The organism is Streptomyces sp. LaBMicrA B280, from assembly GCF_049222185.1.
Classification (GTDB): Bacteria; Actinomycetota; Actinomycetes; order Streptomycetales; family Streptomycetaceae; genus Streptomyces; species Streptomyces murinus.
This window is the reverse complement of the sequence record NZ_JBMJCT010000014.1, coordinates 127,232-145,952: the sequence shown is the minus strand read 5'-3', so window position 1 is coordinate 145,952 and position 18,721 is coordinate 127,232. Positions and strand designations below refer to the sequence as shown.

Sequence of the window (18,721 nt, the reverse complement as noted above, 5' to 3'; positions counted from 1 at the left end):
GGCCGGGCGAGCCACCGCGGTTGACACCCCATCAGTTCACATCCCGCCTGCCCGCAGCCGTGGGTAAGGTGAGGCCGAGTTTCTCGCCGGTCGTTCGGCCAAGCGCCGCCCGGCGTCCTCCAGGGAGGCTTCATGACCGACTTCGCGCTCGTACTCGACCGGGTGCGGCTCGGCGCCGGCGGCCCGCTCAGCCGGGTCCGCGTGGCGGACGGCACCATCACCCATGTCGTCACCGACGCGGAGGACGGCGACCGGGCGGCACCCGACGGCCGCGAGCGGGTCGTGGACCTCGACGGGCGCGTCCTGCTGCCGGGGCTGTGGGACGCGCACGTCCACCTCGCGGAGTGGGCGAACGCCCGGCACCGCCTGGACCTGGCGGGTACCGGATCCGCACGGGCGGTCGCCGACCTGGTGCGGCGGCAGACCGGCGGGCCCCGCGACACCGTCCTGTTCGGGTACGGCTTCCGGGACGGGCTCTGGTCCGACGCCCCGCACAAGAACCTGCTCGACGCGGTCCTCCCGGACCGCCCGGTGGCCCTGGTCAGCGCCGATCTGCACGCCGTGTGGCTCAACTCCCCGGCGCTGGCGCTCGTCGGCCGGGGCGAGCACCCCACCGGGCTGCTGCGCGAGCACGAGACCCATGAGGCGCTGTCCGCCCTGCCCAAGCCGCCCGTCGAGGTGGTCGACGACCGGATCGCCGAGGCCTGCCGGGCCGCCGCCGCGCGCGGGGTGACCGGTGTCATCGACTTCCAGTACGGCGACATGGTCGAGGACTGGGCCCGGCGTACGGCGCATACCCCGCCCGCCCTGCGGGTGGCTGCGGCCGTCTACCCCAGCCGCCTCGACGCGGCCATCGCCCGGGGCCTGCGCACCGGCGGCGGGGTCGGCCGCCACCCCGGGCTGGTACGGGTGGGTCCCCTCAAGCTGTTCACCGACGGCTCGCTCAACACCCGTACCGCGCTGTGCCATGCCCCCTATCCGGGTCTGGAGGGCACCGAGGGCGCGCACGGCATCGAGGAGACGGCACCCGAGGAGCTGGTACGGCTGATGCGGCGGGCCGCCGCGCACGGCATCGAGCCCGCCGTGCACGCGATCGGGGACCGCGCCAACAGCGTGGCCCTGGACGCCTTCGCGGCCGTGCGCTGCCGCGGCCGGATCGAGCACGCGCAGCTGCTGAGCCCCGAAGACCTGCCGCGTTTCGCGGAGTTGGGGGTCACCGCCGGAGTGCAGCCCCGGCACGCCACCGACGACCGGGACGTGGCCGACCGGCACTGGGCCGGGCGCACCGACCGGGCCTTCGCGTACGCCGCCCTGCACGCGGCAGGCGCCCGGCTGGAGTTCGGCTCGGACGCCCCGGTGTCCCCGCTGGACCCCTGGCTCGCCGTCGCGGCGGCCGTCAGCCGTACCGACGACGAACGTCCCGCCTGGCACCCGGAACAGCGTCTGTCCGTACCCGACGCGCTGGTCGCGGCGGCCCGCGGACGGCGGCTCGTGCGGGTCGGGGACCCGGCCGACCTGGTCGTCGTGGACGTGGACCCGCTGAAGGCCGACGCCGCCACGCTGCGGGCGATGCCGGTGCACGCCACGCTGACCGGCGGCCGCTGGACCCACGGCCCGTACGACTCCGGCCCGCGGCCGACGGTCTGATCGGGCTGCGGACACAACGGGACCGCCTGGGCGGTCAGTTCCTGCGGGACGCCTCCGGGCCGCCGGGCCCGGGGCCGTCCAACTGCCGGACGATCCGGGCGATCTCGTCGACGACGAGGCCGGGCTCGGTCAGCGGGACGTAGTGGCCGGAGCGTTCGGCGATCACCTGCCGGCCCCGGGGTGAGCAGGCGGCCCGGCGGGCGTGCGAGGCGTTCGCGGCGGCCCGGATCGAGCGGCTCATGCCGTTGCCCGCGCGGGCGCCGGACACGACGGTGAGCGGGAAGTCCCCGGCGCCCGGCGGGTTGTCGCGCCAGGCGGCGAGTTCGTCGAGGAAGGTGCGGTTGGTCTCGGCCCAGGTGGACATCGCCCGCACCGTGAACGCCTCCCGGCGCATCGCCGCGCGCACGTCCGCGGGCACGGCCCTGAGCAGGGGCCGGTGCGGCAGGTGCAGCAGACCGAGGCGGGCGAGCAGACCGCAGGCGCGGGGCACGATCCGGCTCATCCGGCGGAAGCCCGGCGAGAACAGCGCATCGGCGCCCTCGTCCGTGGGTTCGACCAGCACCAGGCCGGTGATCCGGTCGGGGCGGTCGGCCGCGGCGAGTCGTACGATCGGGCCACCGGCGCTGTGTCCGACCAGGACGAACGGGCCGGGCCCGAAGTGGTCGAGCAGATCGCCCAGGTCGTCGGCCATCCGGGTGAGCGCCCGCCCCGCCGGGTCCGGCGCGCTGCGGCCCAGTCCGGCGCGGTCGTAGACGATCGCACGGGCGAACCGGGCGACCGCGGGCTGCACTCCGGCCCAGGAGGAACGGTCGGCCGCCACCCCCGCCTCGAACACGACCGTCGGCGGCACCCGGCCGGGAACCGGCGGCCCGGTGCCGGGCTCGCGGGCGTCCAGGACCATCGCGTGCAGCCGTCGTCCGTCACGGGTGGGCACCCATGCGGACTCGCCCTGGGTGTACGGCGGAGTCATCGAATTCCCCCTGATGGGCATGCGTGTCTCAGAAGTCCGCCGCATCGGGCAGAAAGGCCGTCAACAGGGCCTTGAGCGCGGTCGCGTAGGTGTCGCGGCCCTCCCGCAGCTCCGCCTCGCGGACCCGGGCGAGCGCCGGGAGCCGGGCGGGGTCCACCGAGGCGAGGGCCTGCTGTCGCTGGCTCGGCTGGGGCGGCGGAGTGAGCGGGTGCTCGTTGAGCAGTTCACCGGTGGTGAGGTGCCAGCAGGCGTGGTAGGCGGTGGCCGCCCGGCGCTCGGTGAGGCCCGCCGCGAGGAAGTCGGCCAGACAGGCGTCGCTGAACGGGAAGGCGTTGCGGGCGACGAGTTCGCCGCGGATCAGGATGTGCAGCACCCAGATGTGCTCGGCCATGTAGTCGTGCGCGGTGGTCAGCCGGTTGAACAGCCGCCGCGCGGGTGACCTTCCGGGCACCTCCACCGGCAGCCGGGACGCGATGTCCTCCAGGATCGCCAGCAGCAGCGCGTCACGGTCGGCGACGTGCCGGTACAGCGACGCGGCGGCGGTGCCCAGTTCGGCGGCGACCGCCCGCATGGTGAGCGCGTCCAGCCCCTCGCGCTCGATCAGCTCCCGTCCCGCCCGTGCGACGGCCTCGGGTGTCAGCCCCGGCCTCGGCTGCGACCTGGGGACCCCGCGCCGTCGGTGTGCCGGGTCGGGTTCGGAGGTCTGCGGAGGCCGGTACATGCCGCCATCCTCCCACTTCTCCCGCACCGCCGAAGTAGAAGTTAGGCATGCCTTACGCGTACATTGTTCGCGTCGTCGCGCGGCAGAGGTCCGCGCCGAGCAACGGGAGTAGTGCGCCATGACCGAGACGCCGTCCGGGACCGCACCCGATACCGCACCTGGTACCGCACCCGACAGGGGATCCGACACGGGATCCGACCGGACCTCAGGGCCCCGGCCGCGCCCCGGCCTGGTCCTCGCCACCGCCTGTCTGGGGCAGGTGATGGTCGTCCTCGATGTGAGCGTCGTGAACGTGGCGCTGCCCTCGATCGCCGGCGACCTCGGATTCCGGCCCGGTGGCCTGTCCTGGGTCGTCAACGCCTACACGCTGGTCTTCGGCGGACTGCTGCTGCTCGGCGGCCGGTTCGCCGACTTCGTGGGGCACCGCGTCGCGATGTTCCTGGGGCTCGGGGTGTTCGGGGCCACCTCCGTGCTCGGCGGCTTCGCCCAGACACCGGGCCAGCTCATCGCGGCACGGGCGGGCCAGGGCCTGGCCGGTGCGCTGCTGGCCCCGCTGAGCCTGGCCGTCATCATGGTCACCTTCCGCGAGATGCGCGCGCGGGCCCGCGCCGTGGGGATCTGGGCCATGGTGTCCGCCGCGGGCAGCGCGCTCGGAGTGCTGCTGGGCGGGGTGCTCACCGAGTGGCTGTCCTGGCGCTGGGTGCTGTTCGTGAACGTACCGATCGTGGCCGCCGCCCTGATCCTGGCCCGGCTGTCCGTCCATGACGCACGCACGACCCGCGTGAGCCGCCTCGACCTGCCCGGCGCGCTCCTGGTCACCGTCGCCCTGACCGCCCTGGTGAACGGACTCATCCGGGCCGGCGAGCACGGCTGGGGGACCGGCGGCGCCCTCGTCTCCTTCGCGGTGGCGGCCGTGGCGGGAGCCGCCTTCGCCGTCTGGGAGCTGCGGGCGGCCGCCGAACCCCTGGTCCGCTTCGGGGTGTTCCGCGCCCGGCCGGTGTGGCTGGCCAATGTGATCGTGCTGTTCCTCGGCGCCGCCACCGTCGCCGGGTTCTACTTCGCCTCGCTGTTCCTCCAGAACGTCCTGCGCTATTCGCCGCTGCGGGCGGGCGCCGCCTTCCTGCCCTTCTGCTTCGGCACCGTCGTCGGATCCATGCTCTCCGGGCGGCTGGCCGCACGCTTCGGGGCCCGCGCCGTACTGACCGCGGGCCTGGCGCTCGGCGCGGCGGGCATGCTGCTCTTCGGTCTGATGCACGCCGACTCGACCTTCCTGAACGGCTTCCTGCCGGCCTCGCTCGTGGCGTCGACCGGCGTCGGCCTGTGCATGGTGGCCAACACCTCCCTGGCCACCGGCGCCGCCGCCCCGCACGAGGCCGGGCTGATCAGCGGTCTCATCAACGCGGCCCGGCAGATCGGCGGAAGCCTCGGGCTCGCGATCCTCACCACGGTCGCCGCGACCCGGGGCGCCTCGTCCGCCCCGGCCGACCGGATCGACCAGCTCGTCACGGGGTACGACCGGGCGTTCCTCGTCACCGCCGGTTTCTGCGCCGCGGCCGCCGTCATCGCCGCCGTGTTCGCGCCCGGAGCGCGTCGGGAGGAGCCTTCGGCGATCCCCGGATCCGCGGCGGAACAGGACCACGCCCCCGCCTGACCACCAGAAGCCAGTGAGGACAGCACGGTCAGAACCAGTGAGGACAGCACGGTGACTTCCCGCCCCGCACTCCACGTCGTACCGACTCCGCGCCCCTCTCGTCCCGCGCCTCCGGTGGTGGTGCGCGCGGCCGGGCGCGACGACGCGATCGCGCTGCACCGCCTCTCCCGGGTGTTCGCCCGGACGGGAGAGCTGCGCGAGCGGCCCATGGCGCGGTACGCGCGCGACGTGGACGACTTCCTCCTCGCCGAGTCGGCGACGGGCCGTGTCGAGGGCTGTGCGGGGCTCAGGTTCGCCGCCGCACCCGAGGGGCGGGCCCCGGGCCGTACCGCCGTCGTCTACAACTTCTGCGTGGCGGCGGCCAGTCAGGGCCGGGGGGTCGGTACGGCCCTGCTGACCGCGCTCCTCGCCGAGGCCGCGGCCCGCTCGGCCCGCACGGTGTTCGCCGCGACCAGCGGGGGTGCCGCGCTGTTCCTGCGGCACGGCTTCACCGTGACCGACGCGCCCGTGACCTGGCCGGCCGGGCTCGCTCCCCGCCCGGGGTCACGGGTGCTGCGCCGGACCCTGTGACCGGCGCCGCCCGCCGGGCCGATCGGCGTCCTCCCCGGGGTCGTCGGCCCGGTCCGGGAACACGGTGGTGCCGGCGCCGCCCCGGTCGCGGAAGCCCTCCCGCAGCACGGCGCCCGGCACCCGCCCGTCGATGACGCGCGCCGCCCGCACCCCGGCCCGCACCGCCCGCAGACACCCCTCCATCTTGGGCGCCATCCCGCCTGTCAGGCCCGGCAGCAGCGCGTCGAGTTCCGCCGCGGTCAGCCGCTCGATCACCTCGCCGCCGGCCGGCCAGTCGGCGTGCAGCCCGGCGACATCGGTGAGGACGATCAGCCGCTCGGCGCCCAGGGCGCCCGCCAGGGCCGCCGCCGCGAGATCCGCGTTGACGTTGTAGACCTCGCCCCCGGTTCCCCTGGCGAGCGGTGACACCACCGGAACCCGGCCCCGGGACAGCAGCGCGAGGATCAACCGCGGGTCCACCCGGACGACTTCGCCCACCAGCCCGATGTCCACCGGATCGCCGTCCACCCAGGCCGGTCTGCGTACGGCGGTGAGGGTGTGCGCGTCCTCGCCGGTCAGTCCGACCGCCAGCGGGCCGTGCGCGTTGATGAGGCCGACGATCTCGCGCTGCACCTGCCCGGCGAGCACCATGCGCACCACGTCGAGGACCTCGGGCGTGGTGACCCGCAGTCCGGCCGTGAAGCGGACCTCCAGATCGAGCCGCGCGAGCAGGGAGCTGATCCGGGGCCCGCCCCCGTGCACCACCACCGGGTGGACCCCGGCCCGCAGCAGCGTCACGACGTCCTGGGCGAAGGACCGTTGCAGCGCCTCGTCGACCATGGCGTGGCCGCCGAACTTCACGACGACCACCTTGCCCGGGGACGCCTCCAGGTGGGGCACGGGGTCGGCCGGTGGGGGAGTGGGGGCCGCGGTAGGCGCGGAAGTCGAGCTCATCGGGTGTTCGTCCCTTCGCTGCGGCCCTTGGTGGGGGCCGTGTGGAGCCATGGGGGGCATGGGGGCATGGGGGCATGGAGGCGGCTCGCGCGGCCCGGCGGCGTACCGCCCGGGCACAAGGCCGTGCGCACGGTGCGGAGTCGGGTGGCCGGGGGAGCGGCGGCGCGCGTACGTCCGGCGCGGTGCGGCCGGACGGGCGGGTGCGTACGTCCGGCGCGGTGCGGCCGGACGGGCGGGTGCGGCGGAACGCCGCGGCACGGACCGGTGCGGCGCGGACCGGCGCGTCCGGTGCGCGGTGACGGACGTGCCTCGGAACGGCCGGTGCGACGTCGTCCCCGGGGACGTTACCCGACGAGGCGGCCCGCGCGCTCGCACGGGTGCCCGCCCGGCCTCCCGTCGGCAACCCGCCCGGGAGCGCCGGGACTTGGGGTTCCCGGAACGAACCGGATGACTTCGCGGACGGCGTTGACGATCACCACCAAGGTAAAGGTATGGTTAGCCTTACCTAAGTCGCCGAGGGCGGGCCGTTGGTGTCCTCCCGGGTGGTCGTATCCGCTGCGCGTTTGCCGGAGGCCCCGAGGCCATGAAGTCACTCCACAGATCCCCGTCTTCCGTTCACAGATCCCGCTCTCCCGTTCACCGATCGGGCGCCGCCCGGCCCGAGGGGGCGGCCGGATGAGCGGCGAGCCCGAACTGGCCCGTCGTTGCGCCCTGGTGACCGGGGCGGCGCGGGGCATCGGCGCCGCGGTGGCCGAGGAACTCGCCGCGCGGGGCGCGCGGGTGCTCGCCACCGATGTGGACGGCGCGGCCGTTACGGCACTGTCCGCACGGCACGAAGGCCGGGTCACGGGACGGGTGTTGGACGTGACCGACGCCGCGGCGGTGGAGGAACTGGTCGCCGAGGCCGAACGGACCCTCGGACCCCTGGACATCGTGGTCAACGTGGCCGGCGTCCTGCGCGGCGCGGCCGTGGTCGACCTGGACGACGCCGACTGGGCGGCCGTGTTCGCCGTCAACACCGATGGCGTCTTCCACGTCTGCCGGGCCGCCGCCCGCCGGATGACCGCCCGGCGCCGGGGCAGCATCGTGACCGTCGCCTCCAACGCGGCCGGTGTGCCCCGCGCCGGTATGGCCGCCTACGCCGCCTCCAAGGCCGCCGCCGTGATGTTCACCAAGTGCCTCGGTCTTGAGGTCGCCCCGTACGGGGTGCGCTGCAACACCGTGTCCCCCGGCTCCACCGACACGGACATGCAGCGCGCCCTGTGGGACCGGGCGCCCGGCGGCCCCGACAGCGGCCGACGGGCCGTGATCGAGGGGGACTTGGCGGCGTACCGCACCGGCATTCCGCTCGGCCGGATCGCCGAGCCTTCGGACATCGCGGACGCCGTCGCCTTCCTGGTCTCCGACCGCGCCCGGCACATCACCCTGCACGACCTGTACGTGGACGGCGGCGCCACCCTGCGCGCCTGACCACCACCGGCGCACCCCGCCGCCCCGTGACGAACCCCGTCGAACACCGTGGAGCCATTGCCGTGACCATCGAACCGATACCCGCCCCCTCGGGCCTCACCCCGGGCGTGGACGCGCCCACCTGGCCCGAGGAGTTCGCCGAGCGCTACCGGCGGGCCGGTCACTGGCGGGGCGAGACCTTCGGCCGCATGCTCCGCGAGCGGGCCGCCGCCCATCCCGACCGGGTCGCCCTGGTGGACTTCGCGCCCGGGCGCCGTACCCGGACGTACCGGCAGCTGGACGAGGCCGCCGACCGGCTCGCCGCCGGGTTCGCGGGGCGCGGCATCGGGCGCGGGGACCGGGTGGTCGTCCAGCTGCCCAACACCGCCGAGTTCGCCGAAGTGGTCTTCGCCCTGTTCAGGTTGGGCGCGCTGCCCGTGTTCGCGCTGCCGGCCCATCGCGACACCGAGATCACGCACTTCTGCGCCTTCTCCGAGGCCGTCGCCTATGTGATCCCGGACGTGCACGACGGCTTCGACCACCGCGACCTCGCCACCCGGGTCCGCCGGGGCGCCCCCGGACTCCGGGAGATCTTCGTGGCGGGCGACCCGGGCGGCCACACGGCGCTGTCGGACGTGCCGTGCGACCCGTCCGTGTCGCTGGCCGAACCGCAGCCGCACGAACTGGCGTTCCTCCAGCTGTCGGGCGGGACGACCGGGGTGTCCAAGCTGATCCCCCGCACCCACGACGACTACCTCTACTCCCTGCGCGGCTCGAACGAGATCTGCGGTGTCGACGCGGACACCCGGTTCCTGGTCGTCCTGCCCGCGGCCCACAACTTCCCCATGAGTTCCCCCGGTTGGCTCGGCACGCTGTACGCCGGAGGCCGGGTCGTGATGTGTCCCAAGCCCGATCCGACGACCGCGTTCGCCCTGATCGAGCAGGAGCGGGTCACCATGACCGGCCTGGTGCCGCCGCTCGCCCTGCTGTGGACGGACAGCGCGCCGCGCACCGAACGCGACCTGTCCAGCCTGGAGTTGGTGCTGGTCGGCGGGGCCAAGTACAGCGAGCAGACGGCGCGGCGCCTTGAGCCGGCGCTCGGCTGCCGGCTGATGCAGGTCTTCGGGATGGCCGAGGGGCTGGTCAACTACACCCGCCTCGACGACGATCCGGAGACGATCCTCACCACCCAGGGCCTGCCCATCTCGCCCGACGACGAGATCCGGATCGTGGACGACACCGACCGGGACGTGCCCGAGGGCGCGTTCGGGCATCTGCTCACCCGGGGCCCCTACACCATCCGCGGCTACTGGCGGGCCCCGGAGCACAACCGGTCCGCGTTCACCGAGGACGGCTTCTACCGCACCGGTGACATCGTGCGCCGGACGGCGAGCGGGCATCTGGTGGTGGAGGGGCGGGCCAAGGACCAGATCAACCGGGGCGGCGAGAAGGTCGCCCCGGAGGAGATCGAGAACATCATCCTGGCCCACCCGGCGGTCCATGACGTCTCCCTGGTCGCCGTGCCCGACGACTTCCTGGGCGAGCGCACCCTCGCCCATGTGATCCTGCGCGCGGACGCCGAGCCGCCGACGGCCGCCCAGATCAAGGCGTTCGTCCGTGCGCGCGGTGTCGCCGCCTACAAGGTCCCCGACCTCGTCCGGTTCGTCGACGCCTTCCCGCACACCGGCGTCGGCAAGGTCAGCAAGAAGGGGCTGCGCTCGGCCGCGGCCTGTGCCGAGCAGCGCTGAAAGGGCCCTTTCCCCATGGCACTTCCGTCCATCACCGGCTACCCCCTGCCCACCGCGGGCCAGTTGCCGGACAACCGGGTCTCCTGGTCCGTGGACCCGGCGCGGGCGGTGCTGCTGGTGCACGACCTCCAGCAGCACTTCCTCTCCGCCTTCCCGGCAGGCGAACAGCCGCTGACCGGCATGCTGGCCAACACCGCCCGGCTGCTCGACGCGGCCCGGCGGGCCGGGGCGCCGGTGGTCTACTCGGTCCAGCGCGGCGGCCAGACCCCCGAGGAACGCGGGCTCCAACTCGACTTCTGGGGACCGGGCGTGGCCGATGACCCGGCGGTCCTGGCCGTTCCGGAACCCGTGGCACCCCGGCCCGGCGACACGACGCTGACCAAATGGAAATACAGCGCCTTCGTCCGCACGGACCTCGCGGACCTGATGCGGGACCAGGGCCGTGACCAGCTGGTCGTCGTCGGTGTGTACGCGCACATCGGGGTCATGGCGACGGCCTGCGACGCGTGGATGCGTGACATCCAGGCGTTCGTGGTGGCCGACGCCGTGGCCGACTTCTCCCGCGAGGACCACGCGATGGCCCTGCGCTGGGCGGCCGGCCGGTGCGCGAGGGTGATCACCACGGACCAGGCGGTCGACAGCTTCTGAGCGCCGCCGCCGAGCGCGCGGAGCGATATCTCAAGATCTCACATCACGTACGGCAGAGGCCGGTTGACGGATCGTCGACCCCTCTGCCCGGAAAACTTAGGCGAGGCTTGCCTAAGTGCGAATCATTTATCGGTCCCTCACGGGACCTTGTCGAAGGGCGAAGATGTCAGCAGGGCGTGCGGGTGCCGGTGGGCCGGGTCAGTGGCCGGTCCAGGATGTGGTCGGGGTGGGCTTCGGCCCGGCGAATCTGGCGTTGGCCGTCGCGGTCGCGGAGCAGAACGCGCACGGCGGCGGTCGTGGACTGCGTTCGGTGTTCGTGGAGCGGCAGGGGGAGTTCGGCTGGCACCGGGGAATGCTGCTGCCGGGGGCGACGATGCAGGTGTCGTTCCTCAAGGACCTGGCCACGATGCGGGACCCGGGCAGCCGGTTCACCTTCCTGCGCTATCTGCACGACAAGGGCCGGCTGGCCGACTTCATCAACCAGAAGTCGTTCTTCCCGACCCGCGTGGAGTTCCACGACTACCTCCGCTGGTGCGCGGCCATGGTGGCGGACCAGGTGCGGTACGGGCGCCAGGTGTACGCCCTGCGCCCGGCCGCGGACGGCGACGCCCCCGCCTCCGTCCTTGAGGTGCACACCCGCCCCGCCCCGGGCCCCGCCGACGGGGACGTCCCCGGTGAGGGAGTGCTGCGGGCGCGCAACGTCGTGCTCGGCACGGGCCTGGTGCCCCGGTTCCCGGAGAACGTGACGGCGGGGCCGCGGGTGTGGCACAGCTCGGAGCTGCTGCCGCGGGCGGCGGCCCTGAAGGACCGGCCGGCGCGGCGTTTCGTGGTGGTCGGGGCGGGCCAGTCCGGCGCGGAGGCCGCCGAGTTCCTCCACCGCGAGTTCCCGGACGCGGAGATCTGCGCGGTCTTCAGCCGCTACGGCTACAGCCCCGCCGACGACAGCCCCTTCGCCAACCGGATCTTCGACCCGGCGGCCGTCGACGACTTCTACGCCGCGCCCGACGAGGTCAAGGAGTCCCTGCTCGGCTATCACGCCAACACCAACTACTCCGTGGTGGACGGCGAGTTGATCGAACAGCTCTATCGCACCGTGTACCAGGAGAAGGTCGCCGGCACCGAGCGGCTGCGGATCCTGAACACCACCGCCCTGACCGCCGTCGAGGAACACCCCCACGGCGTCCGCGCGGTGCTGCGCCCCCTGATCGGCGGCGACCCCCGCACCCTGGACTGCGACGCCGTCGTCCTGGCCACCGGCTACCGGCCCTCCGACCCCCGTACCCTCCTCGGCCCGCTGGCCGAACACTGCCTGACCGACGGCCAGGGGCGCCTGCGCATAGGGCGCGACCACCGGATCGCCACCACGGACGCCGTCCGCGCCGGGATCTACCTCCAGGGCGCCGCCACCGAACACACCCACGGCATCACCTCCTCCCTGCTGTCCACCCTCGCCGTGCGCGCCGGTGAGATCTGCGACGCGCTGCTCCTCGACCGCGCCCAGCGCACCGGCGCCGAGACCGCGGGCCTCGCGCCCGAGACCGGCACCGTCCCCCTCCCCACCCCCTGACCCCACCAGGAGACCGGCCATGGCCGCCACCAACCCCTTCGAGGACGACGGCGCCCGCTACCTCGTCCTCGTCAACGCCGAGAACCAGCACTCCCTCTGGCCCGCCTTCGCCGAGGTACCCACCGGCTGGACCGTCGCCCACGGCGAGGACACCCGCGAGGCGTGTCTCGCCCATGTCGGCCGGCACTGGACCGATATGCGGCCGACGAGCCTGATCGAGCACGCGCGGTCCACGGCGTCGGGCACCTGAGAGCCAGGGGCCCGGCGGGCGGCGCATGCCTGCCCTCAAGTCCCTCGTGCGGACGCGTTGTTGACCGCCGAGCCTTTCCCTTAATAAGGTGAGGCTAACCTAACTATCTGGTGAGATTGTCGTATCCGGCCAGGTTCCTGGAGCCCTTGCCTCCCCGCCCGGGACCTCCGCCGATGTTCTCGCTCCACCACCCCGGAGAAACCGCCGTGCCGCCGGCGCCCAGACTCCACGCCCGAATGAAGGATGCATCGACGTGTCCCTATCCACCCTGCTGCGCCCCAGCCCCGTACACCGGCCCGCCGATCTGCTGGCGGCCTACCTCACCGGCTCGTTCTACTTCTCCTCGGCGCGCGGCACCCTGCTCGCCGACGGTGTGCACACCCGGGTACGCGCCGGGAGCGGCGGCCGGGCCCACGCCGCCGCCGAGGCGCTGGACGCGGCGGCCGCGGCCGGCCGCGGCCGGGCTGCCCGATCCCGTCGTGGTCGGGGCCGCCGGATTCCGCCCCGACGGCGACGCCGGCCTGCTGGTCCCCGCGGTCGTACGGCGCGCGGGCGCCCCCTCCGCCCTGGCCACCCATCTGCCCGAGCCGAGACCCGGCACCGGGTGGACGGTCCGGCCCCGCCCCGAACCCGGCGGCTACACCGCCGCGGTGAGCCGGGCACTGGAGCTGATCGGCGACGGCGAGCTGTCCAAGGTGGTGCTGGCCCGCTCCCTGGAGCTGACCGGCGGCCATCCCGTGGCCGTGCCCGCGCTGCTGACCCGGCTGGTCCACGCCGACCCGGCGGCCTACGCCTTCGCCGCCGATGTCACCGCCCCCGGTGACCCCGCCCCGCGCACCCTGGTCGGCGCCAGCCCGGAACTGCTGGTGTCCCGGCGCGGCGCCCTCGTGGTCGCCAACCCGCTGGCCGGGTCCGCGCCCCGGGCCGGTGACGAGACGCTCGACCGGGAACGGATCGCGCGGCTGCGCGACTCGGCGAAGGACCTCGGCGAGCACGCGCACACCGCCGCCCAGGTGGCCGAGCTGCTCGGCGGGTTCTGCACCGACCTCGACGTACCCGAGCGCCCCGAGGTGATCGGGACACCGACGATGTGGCACCTGTCCACCCGGATCACCGGACGGCTGCGGGACCCGCTGGACCCGGCCTGCTCCGCGCTCGGCCTGGCCGAGGCGCTGCATCCCACGCCCGCCGTCTGCGGGGTGCCCGCGCCCCGGGCGCTCACCGCCATCGCGGACCTGGAGCCCGAGGACCGCGGCTACTACGCGGGGATGGTCGGCTGGAGCGGCCTCGACGGCGACGGCGAGTGGGCGGTGACGATCCGCAGCGCCGAGATCTGCGACCGCACCGTACGGCTGTTCGCCGGAGCCGGCATCGTCCCCGGCTCCGACCCGGACGCCGAACTGGCCGAGACCTCCGCCAAGTTCCGCACCCTGCTGCGCGCCCTCGGCCTGGAGCACCTCGTATGAGCCGCGCCGCGGGCCCGGCCACCCTCCGTCAGCACCCATATCCCCAGGAGTCGATCCGATGAGTGAGGCACTGTCACCCGAGCGCGTCCGCGCGGACGTCGCGGAGCTGCTGGGCTGTGCTCCCGCCGAGATAGCCCCCGACGACGACCTGCGCGACCTCGGTCTCGACTCGGTGCGCCTGATGACCCTCGTCGAGCGCTGGCGGGCCGACGGCGCGGGCGAACTGGAACTGCCCGATCTGGCGGAACGCCCCGAACTGGCCCACTGGCAGGCCCTCTTGACGGGGGAGAAGGCATGAGCCGCACCGGACAGGGGCCCGGACACCTGGAGCGGATCGAGGAGGTCCTGGCCGGGCGCCGCCCCGAGAAGGTGCGCTACCCGATCCGGGTCCGCCGCACCGAGGTCGTCCGCACCACGACGGTCGGCGCCGGTCTGCTGCGGGTCACCCTGGGCGGCCCGGGCACCGAGGGGTTCGAGGCGCACTCGCCCATCGACCACGTCAAGCTCCTGTTCCCCGAGCCCGACGGCTCGCTGCGGCTCCCGGAACCCGACGGCGACCTGCTGAAGTGGCCGCGCCCGGCGCCCACGTCCCGCGAGTACACCGTGCGCCGCTACGACCCGGAGGCGGGCGAGATCGACATCGACATCGCCCCGCACGAGGGCGGTCTGGCCTCGGACTGGGCCCAGCGGGTGCGCCCGGGTGCCGTGCTGCATGTCGCGGGGCCGCCCGGCGGGCTGATCGTCCCGCCCGTCTACGACCGCTATCTGCTGGTCGGTGACATCACGGCACTGCCCGCGATCGCACGCTGGCTGGAGGAACTGCCCCGGGACGCCAAGGGCTGGGCGTTCATCGAGGTCGCGGACGCGGCGGAGCAGATCGAACTGTCCGCGCCCGCCGCCGTCGAGGTGCGCTGGCTGCACCGCGGCGACCGCCCGGCGGGCACCGGCGACGCCCTGGAACGGGCCGTCACCGCGGTGCCCGTCGCCGAGGGCGAGCGGCTGTACGCGTGGATCGCCGGAGAGGCCGGGCAGATCAAACCGCTGCGCCGCTGGGTCCGCGACGAACTGCACCTGGACCGGGGCGACTACGAGATCACCGGCTACTGGAAGCGCGGCATCGCCGACTTCGACGACGAGCACGAGCACTGACGGCCCGTCGGCCGTCGGCCCGTACGTCCCACCAGTCCCACCCCCCTGCCCACCCACGTCCCACCCACGAATTCCTTCCGGCGGCCCGCCGGAAGGCCATGGACCGAGGCACACCCGCTCGATGGAGCGGACCGGTCTCGCATGTCAGAAGGAGTCGCACATGTTCACGCGCAGATCAGCGGGTCTCGTCGGTGCCCTTGCACTGGCCCTGACCCTGAGCGCGTGCGGATCGTCCCACGACGACGCCGCGGGCAAGCCCGAGAAGAACGACACCCGGGTGTTCACCGCGGACAACGGCAAGGTGACGATCCCGGTCCACCCCGAGCGCGTGGTGGCCACCGGCTACGCCGTGCCCACGCTGATCGAGGCCGGCGCCCCGCTCGTCGGCATCTCCTCCTGGCAGCGCGGCGAGCCGATGATGGACGGCCAGGAAATGGCCACGTACAAGAAGCTGACCAAGGTCGCGGGCGAACAGGCGTCGGAGACCAACTACGAGGCCATCGCCGAGGCCAAGCCCGACCTCATCGTGCTCGGCGTCCCGGTGCCCGTGCTCGGCGACATCGACATGAAGCGGCTCAAGTCCATCGCCCCCGTCGTCGCGATCGGCCCGACCCTGCCCTCCCAGTGGCGTGACGTGTCCACCAAGCAGGCGGACGCGGCGGGCGTGCTCACCAAGTACGAGTCCGGCAAGGCGACGTACGAGGCCGAGGCGGCGAAGCTGAAGAAGAAGTACCAGAAGGTGCTGCCCCAGCTGAAGCTCGGCCACGTCGGCGCGTACGGCGACACCTCCAAGGGCACCTTCCAGCGCGAGTTCAACGGCTCCTGGGGCACCAACGTGGCCCAGGACATCGGCGCCGACTACTACGGCAAGGTCAAGAAGGCCGGACCCGGCTCCAAGTCGGTGAGCGAATACCCCTCCATGGAGCAGATCACGGACTCGCTCGGCCAGGCCGACGCCATCACCTACTCGGTCAACGCCGACGGCAGCGTCCCGGACTCGGTCAAGTCCGTCCTGGACTCGAAGCTGTGGAAGAACCTGCCCGCGGTCAAGAAGAAGATGACGTTCCCGATCGCCTGCACCGAGGCGTCGACCTACGGGGACGCCCTCAAGACCCTCAAGGCGATCGACAAGGCGTTCGCGCCCCTGCTGGACAAGTGACCGCCGCGGACCGCCCCGACCAGGGGGAGTCACCCGGGCGGGACCTGAGGAGGACCGGCCTGCTCATCGGCGGGCTGGTCCTGCTGGCCGCGGCCGCCGTCCTCAGCATCGCCGTCGGCGCCCACGCCGTGCCCCCCGCCGACGTGGTCAGGGCCCTGTTCGACTACCGAGGAACGAACGACGACGTGATCGTACGAGACGTCCGGGCACCCCGGGCGCTGCTGGCGGCGGCCGTCGGTGCCGCCCTGGCGGTCGCGGGCGCGCTGATCCAGACGCTCGCCCGCAACCCGCTCGCCGAACCCGGCATCCTCGGCGTCACCGCGGGCGCGGGGTTCGCGGTCACGGTCGGCGCCGCGCTCGGCCTGGCCGGCGGCCAGGGCGGCCAACTCCTGTGCGCCGTCGCGGGTTCGGTGCTGGCCGCCCTGCTGGTGCTGTCCGTGGGACGGCGCGCGCCCCTGCGCCTGGTGCTCACCGGCGTGGCCCTCACCGCCGTACTGGGCGGCATCGCCCTCGGGCTGCGGCTGATGGACCCGAAGCTGTTCGACGCCTACCGGTTCTGGTCGGTCGGCACCCTCGCCGGACGCGAACAGGAACCGCTGACCCTGCCGCTCGTCGCCATCGGCGTCGCCCTGGTGGCGGCGCTGGCGCTGGGGCGGTCCCTCAACGCCCTGGCGCTGGGCGAGCACGTGGCCCAGACCCTGGGCGCCGGGGTGGCCCGCACCCAGGCCGTGACCCTGGTGCTCATCACCGTGCTCAGCGGCGCCGCGACCGCGGTGGCGGGCCCCATCCTGTTCGTCGGCCTCATCGTGCCGCACCTCGCCCGCAGGGCGGCGGGCGGCTCGGCGCCCTGGCTGGTGCTGTACTCGATGGTGCTCGGTCCGGTGCTGCTGCTGGCCGCCGACACCGCGGCCCGGGTGCTGCTGCCCACCGGGGAGATGCCGGTGGCCATCGTGACCGCGTTCCTCGGCGGCCCCATGCTGATCTGGACCGTCCGCCGCTACGGGGCGGGGGCGCTGTGACCGGGTACGCGCCGCGGGTGGCGCGCCGCCCGCTGCTGGTCGCCGTCGTGCTGGCCGCCCTGGTCCTCGCGCTCGGCCTGCTGGGGCTGTGCTACGGCGCGTCCTGGGCCACCCCCGGGGAGGTGCTGTCCGCCCTGACCGGGCGGGAGCGGTCCGTGGTGATCCTCGACTGGCGGCTGCCCCGGGTGGCGGCGGGCGCCGTCTTCGGGGCCGCGCTCGGAGTGGCGGGAGCCATCTTCCAGAACCTGACCCGCAATCCGCTCGGCAGCCCCGACGTGATCGGCCTGGACGCCGGCTCCTACACCGGGGCGCTGTTCGCGATGACCGTGCTGTCCGGCACATCGGCCCAGCTGGCCACCTCCTCGGTGGTCTGCGGACTGCTCGTCTCGGCCGTGGTCTACCTGCTCTCCGTCGACCGGGGCTTCTCCGGGCTGCGGCTCGTGGTGATCGGCATCGCGGTCAACGCGATGGTGACCGCGCTCAACTCCTGGATCGTGCTCCGCGCCGACCTGGACATCGCGATCGCCGCGGTCGGCTGGAGCGCCGGTTCCCTCAACGGCGTGGACTGGTCGGACCTGTGGATCCCGTTCTGGGTGATCGCCGTACTGCTGACGGCCATCGCCGTACAGGCCCGTGCCATGCACCAGACCGCGCTCGGCGACCCGCTCGCCGTCACCACCGGGGTCGCGCTCGGCCGGCTGCGGCTGCTCATGGTGCTGGTCGGCGTCGGCTGCACGGCGACGGTGACCGCGGTGGCCGGACCGATCGCGTTCATCTCGCTGGCCGCCCCGCAGATCGGCCGCAGGCTCGCCGGCTCGGCGGGCATCCCGCTGCTCCCGGCCGCCCTGACCGGGGCCGTCCTGCTCCAGGGCGCCGACCTGATCGCCCAGGCGCTGCTGGCGCCGGTCGCCCTGCCCGTCGGCGTGGTGAGCACCGCGGTCGGGGGCTGCTATCTGATCTGGCTGCTGACCAAGGAGGTGCGGCGCGCATGAGCGCACGCCTGACCGCGCGGGACATCACCCTGCGCTACGGCGACCGGGTGGTGGCCACCCGGCTCAGCCTCGACATCCCCGACGGCGCGTTCACCGCGATCGTGGGCCCCAACGCCTGCGGGAAGTCCACCCTGCTGCGCGCGTTCGTCCGGCTGCTGCGCCCCGCCGAGGGTCAGGTGGAACTCGACGGGCGCGAGGTCGGCTCGTACCCGTCCAAGGAACTCGCCCGCCAGGTCGGCTTCCTGCCCCAGGACCCGCTGGCCCCGGACGACGTGAAGGTCCGTCAACTGGTCGCCCGCGGCCGGTTCCCGCACCAGTCGCTGCTGTCCCTGTGGTCCGAGCACGACGAGCGGGCCGTCACCGAGGCGATGGCCGCGGCGGGCGTCACCGAACTGGCCGGCCGGCCCGTCCAGGAGCTGTCCGGCGGGCAGCGGCAGCGGGTCTGGATCGCCATGGCGCTCGCCCAGCAGACGCCGTACCTGCTGCTCGACGAACCGACGTCCTTCCTGGACATCACCCACCAGTACCAACTGCTGCGCCTGCTGGCCCGGTTGCGCGACCAGGGCCGCACCGTCATCGCCGTACTGCACGACATCAACCAGGCGTGCCGCTTCGCCGACCACCTGGTGGCCATGCGCGACGGACGGGTGGTGGCCGAGGGCAGGCCCGCGGACATCGTGGACGCCGCGCTGATCAAGGACGTCTTCGACCTGCCGAGCGTCATCGTGCCCGACCCGGTGGCCGCCACCCCGATGGTCGTCCCCACACTGCAAGGAGAGTGA

At 73.8% G+C, this 18,721-nt stretch carries 18 protein-coding genes; 15 read left to right on the top strand and 3 right to left on the bottom strand.

Annotated features, from left to right (window positions below; genetic code table 11):
- Nucleotides 1–132: 132 nt before the first annotated feature.
- Nucleotides 133–1,647: an amidohydrolase gene (locus tag ACLF5H_RS15105; protein ID WP_421676590.1), complete on the top strand. Its 1,515-nt coding sequence runs from the start codon at nucleotides 133–135 to the stop codon at nucleotides 1,645–1,647.
- Nucleotides 1,648–1,681: 34 nt separating this feature from the next.
- On the opposite strand, the gene ACLF5H_RS15100 is transcribed toward ACLF5H_RS15105, so the two are convergent.
- Nucleotides 1,682–2,617, bottom strand: a complete 936-nt coding sequence (locus ACLF5H_RS15100) for an alpha/beta fold hydrolase (protein WP_421676589.1) — start codon at nucleotides 2,615–2,617, stop codon at nucleotides 1,682–1,684.
- Nucleotides 2,618–2,645: 28 nt separating this feature from the next.
- Entirely contained in the window at nucleotides 2,646–3,338 is a 693-nt protein-coding gene (locus ACLF5H_RS15095; RefSeq protein WP_421676588.1) for a TetR/AcrR family transcriptional regulator, read from the bottom strand.
- 118 nt (nucleotides 3,339–3,456) lie between these two features.
- On the opposite strand from ACLF5H_RS15095, the gene ACLF5H_RS15090 reads away from it, so the two are divergent.
- Together ACLF5H_RS15090 and ACLF5H_RS15085 are read left to right on the top strand one after the other, a co-directional pair.
- Nucleotides 3,457–4,989, top strand: coding sequence for an MFS transporter (locus tag ACLF5H_RS15090; protein ID WP_421676587.1), 1,533 nt, complete (start codon nucleotides 3,457–3,459; stop codon nucleotides 4,987–4,989).
- A 51-nt stretch (nucleotides 4,990–5,040) separates the two neighbouring features.
- Nucleotides 5,041–5,559 (top strand): GNAT family N-acetyltransferase, encoded by a 519-nt coding sequence (locus tag ACLF5H_RS15085; RefSeq protein ID WP_421676586.1) that lies wholly within the window; start codon nucleotides 5,041–5,043, stop codon nucleotides 5,557–5,559.
- Here ACLF5H_RS15085 and argB read toward each other — a convergent pair.
- A complete protein-coding gene (argB, locus tag ACLF5H_RS15080; RefSeq protein WP_421676585.1) occupies nucleotides 5,533–6,492 on the bottom strand; it encodes an acetylglutamate kinase in 960 nt (319 codons plus the stop codon). The two genes, ACLF5H_RS15085 and argB, sit on opposite strands and share 27 nt — an antisense overlap.
- Before the next feature lie 675 nt (nucleotides 6,493–7,167).
- Between argB and ACLF5H_RS15075 the strand changes: the two genes are divergently transcribed.
- From ACLF5H_RS15075 to ACLF5H_RS15020, 12 genes are all read left to right on the top strand, one after another.
- Nucleotides 7,168–7,962, top strand: a complete 795-nt coding sequence (locus ACLF5H_RS15075; RefSeq protein ID WP_421676584.1) for a 2,3-dihydro-2,3-dihydroxybenzoate dehydrogenase — start codon at nucleotides 7,168–7,170, stop codon at nucleotides 7,960–7,962.
- Nucleotides 7,963–8,024: 62 nt separating this feature from the next.
- On the top strand, nucleotides 8,025–9,689 hold the full coding sequence (locus ACLF5H_RS15070) for a (2,3-dihydroxybenzoyl)adenylate synthase (protein ID WP_421676583.1): 1,665 nt from the start codon (nucleotides 8,025–8,027) through the stop codon (nucleotides 9,687–9,689).
- A 15-nt stretch (nucleotides 9,690–9,704) separates the two neighbouring features.
- Entirely contained in the window at nucleotides 9,705–10,337 is a 633-nt protein-coding gene (locus ACLF5H_RS15065; protein WP_421676582.1) for an isochorismatase family protein, read from the top strand.
- A gap of 163 nt (nucleotides 10,338–10,500) precedes the next feature.
- Nucleotides 10,501–11,904, top strand: coding sequence for a lysine N(6)-hydroxylase/L-ornithine N(5)-oxygenase family protein (locus ACLF5H_RS15060; protein ID WP_421676581.1), 1,404 nt, complete (start codon nucleotides 10,501–10,503; stop codon nucleotides 11,902–11,904).
- A 19-nt stretch (nucleotides 11,905–11,923) separates the two neighbouring features.
- Nucleotides 11,924–12,154: an MbtH family protein gene (locus ACLF5H_RS15055; protein WP_421676580.1), complete on the top strand. Its 231-nt coding sequence runs from the start codon at nucleotides 11,924–11,926 to the stop codon at nucleotides 12,152–12,154.
- A 479-nt stretch (nucleotides 12,155–12,633) separates the two neighbouring features.
- Complete coding sequence (locus ACLF5H_RS15050) at nucleotides 12,634–13,620, top strand: isochorismate synthase (protein WP_421676579.1); 987 nt, start codon at nucleotides 12,634–12,636, stop codon at nucleotides 13,618–13,620.
- Nucleotides 13,621–13,678: 58 nt separating this feature from the next.
- Nucleotides 13,679–13,918, top strand: a complete 240-nt coding sequence (locus ACLF5H_RS15045) for a phosphopantetheine-binding protein (RefSeq protein ID WP_421676578.1) — start codon at nucleotides 13,679–13,681, stop codon at nucleotides 13,916–13,918.
- On the top strand, nucleotides 13,915–14,769 hold the full coding sequence (locus ACLF5H_RS15040) for a siderophore-interacting protein (RefSeq protein ID WP_421676577.1): 855 nt from the start codon (nucleotides 13,915–13,917) through the stop codon (nucleotides 14,767–14,769). The genes ACLF5H_RS15045 and ACLF5H_RS15040 overlap by 4 nt, the downstream gene beginning before the upstream one ends.
- Nucleotides 14,770–14,929: 160 nt before the next feature.
- Nucleotides 14,930–15,928 (top strand): ABC transporter substrate-binding protein, encoded by a 999-nt coding sequence (locus ACLF5H_RS15035; RefSeq protein ID WP_421676576.1) that lies wholly within the window; start codon nucleotides 14,930–14,932, stop codon nucleotides 15,926–15,928.
- Nucleotides 15,925–16,947: a FecCD family ABC transporter permease gene (locus tag ACLF5H_RS15030; protein ID WP_421676575.1), complete on the top strand. Its 1,023-nt coding sequence runs from the start codon at nucleotides 15,925–15,927 to the stop codon at nucleotides 16,945–16,947. Before ACLF5H_RS15035 ends, ACLF5H_RS15030 begins: the two co-directional genes overlap by 4 nt.
- The gene (locus ACLF5H_RS15025) at nucleotides 16,944–17,939 is read left to right on the top strand and encodes a FecCD family ABC transporter permease (protein WP_233534253.1); all 996 of its coding nucleotides are present in this window, start codon (nucleotides 16,944–16,946) and stop codon (nucleotides 17,937–17,939) included. Before ACLF5H_RS15030 ends, ACLF5H_RS15025 begins: the two co-directional genes overlap by 4 nt.
- Complete coding sequence (locus ACLF5H_RS15020; protein ID WP_421676574.1) at nucleotides 17,936–18,721, top strand: ABC transporter ATP-binding protein; 786 nt, start codon at nucleotides 17,936–17,938, stop codon at nucleotides 18,719–18,721. The genes ACLF5H_RS15025 and ACLF5H_RS15020 overlap by 4 nt, the downstream gene beginning before the upstream one ends.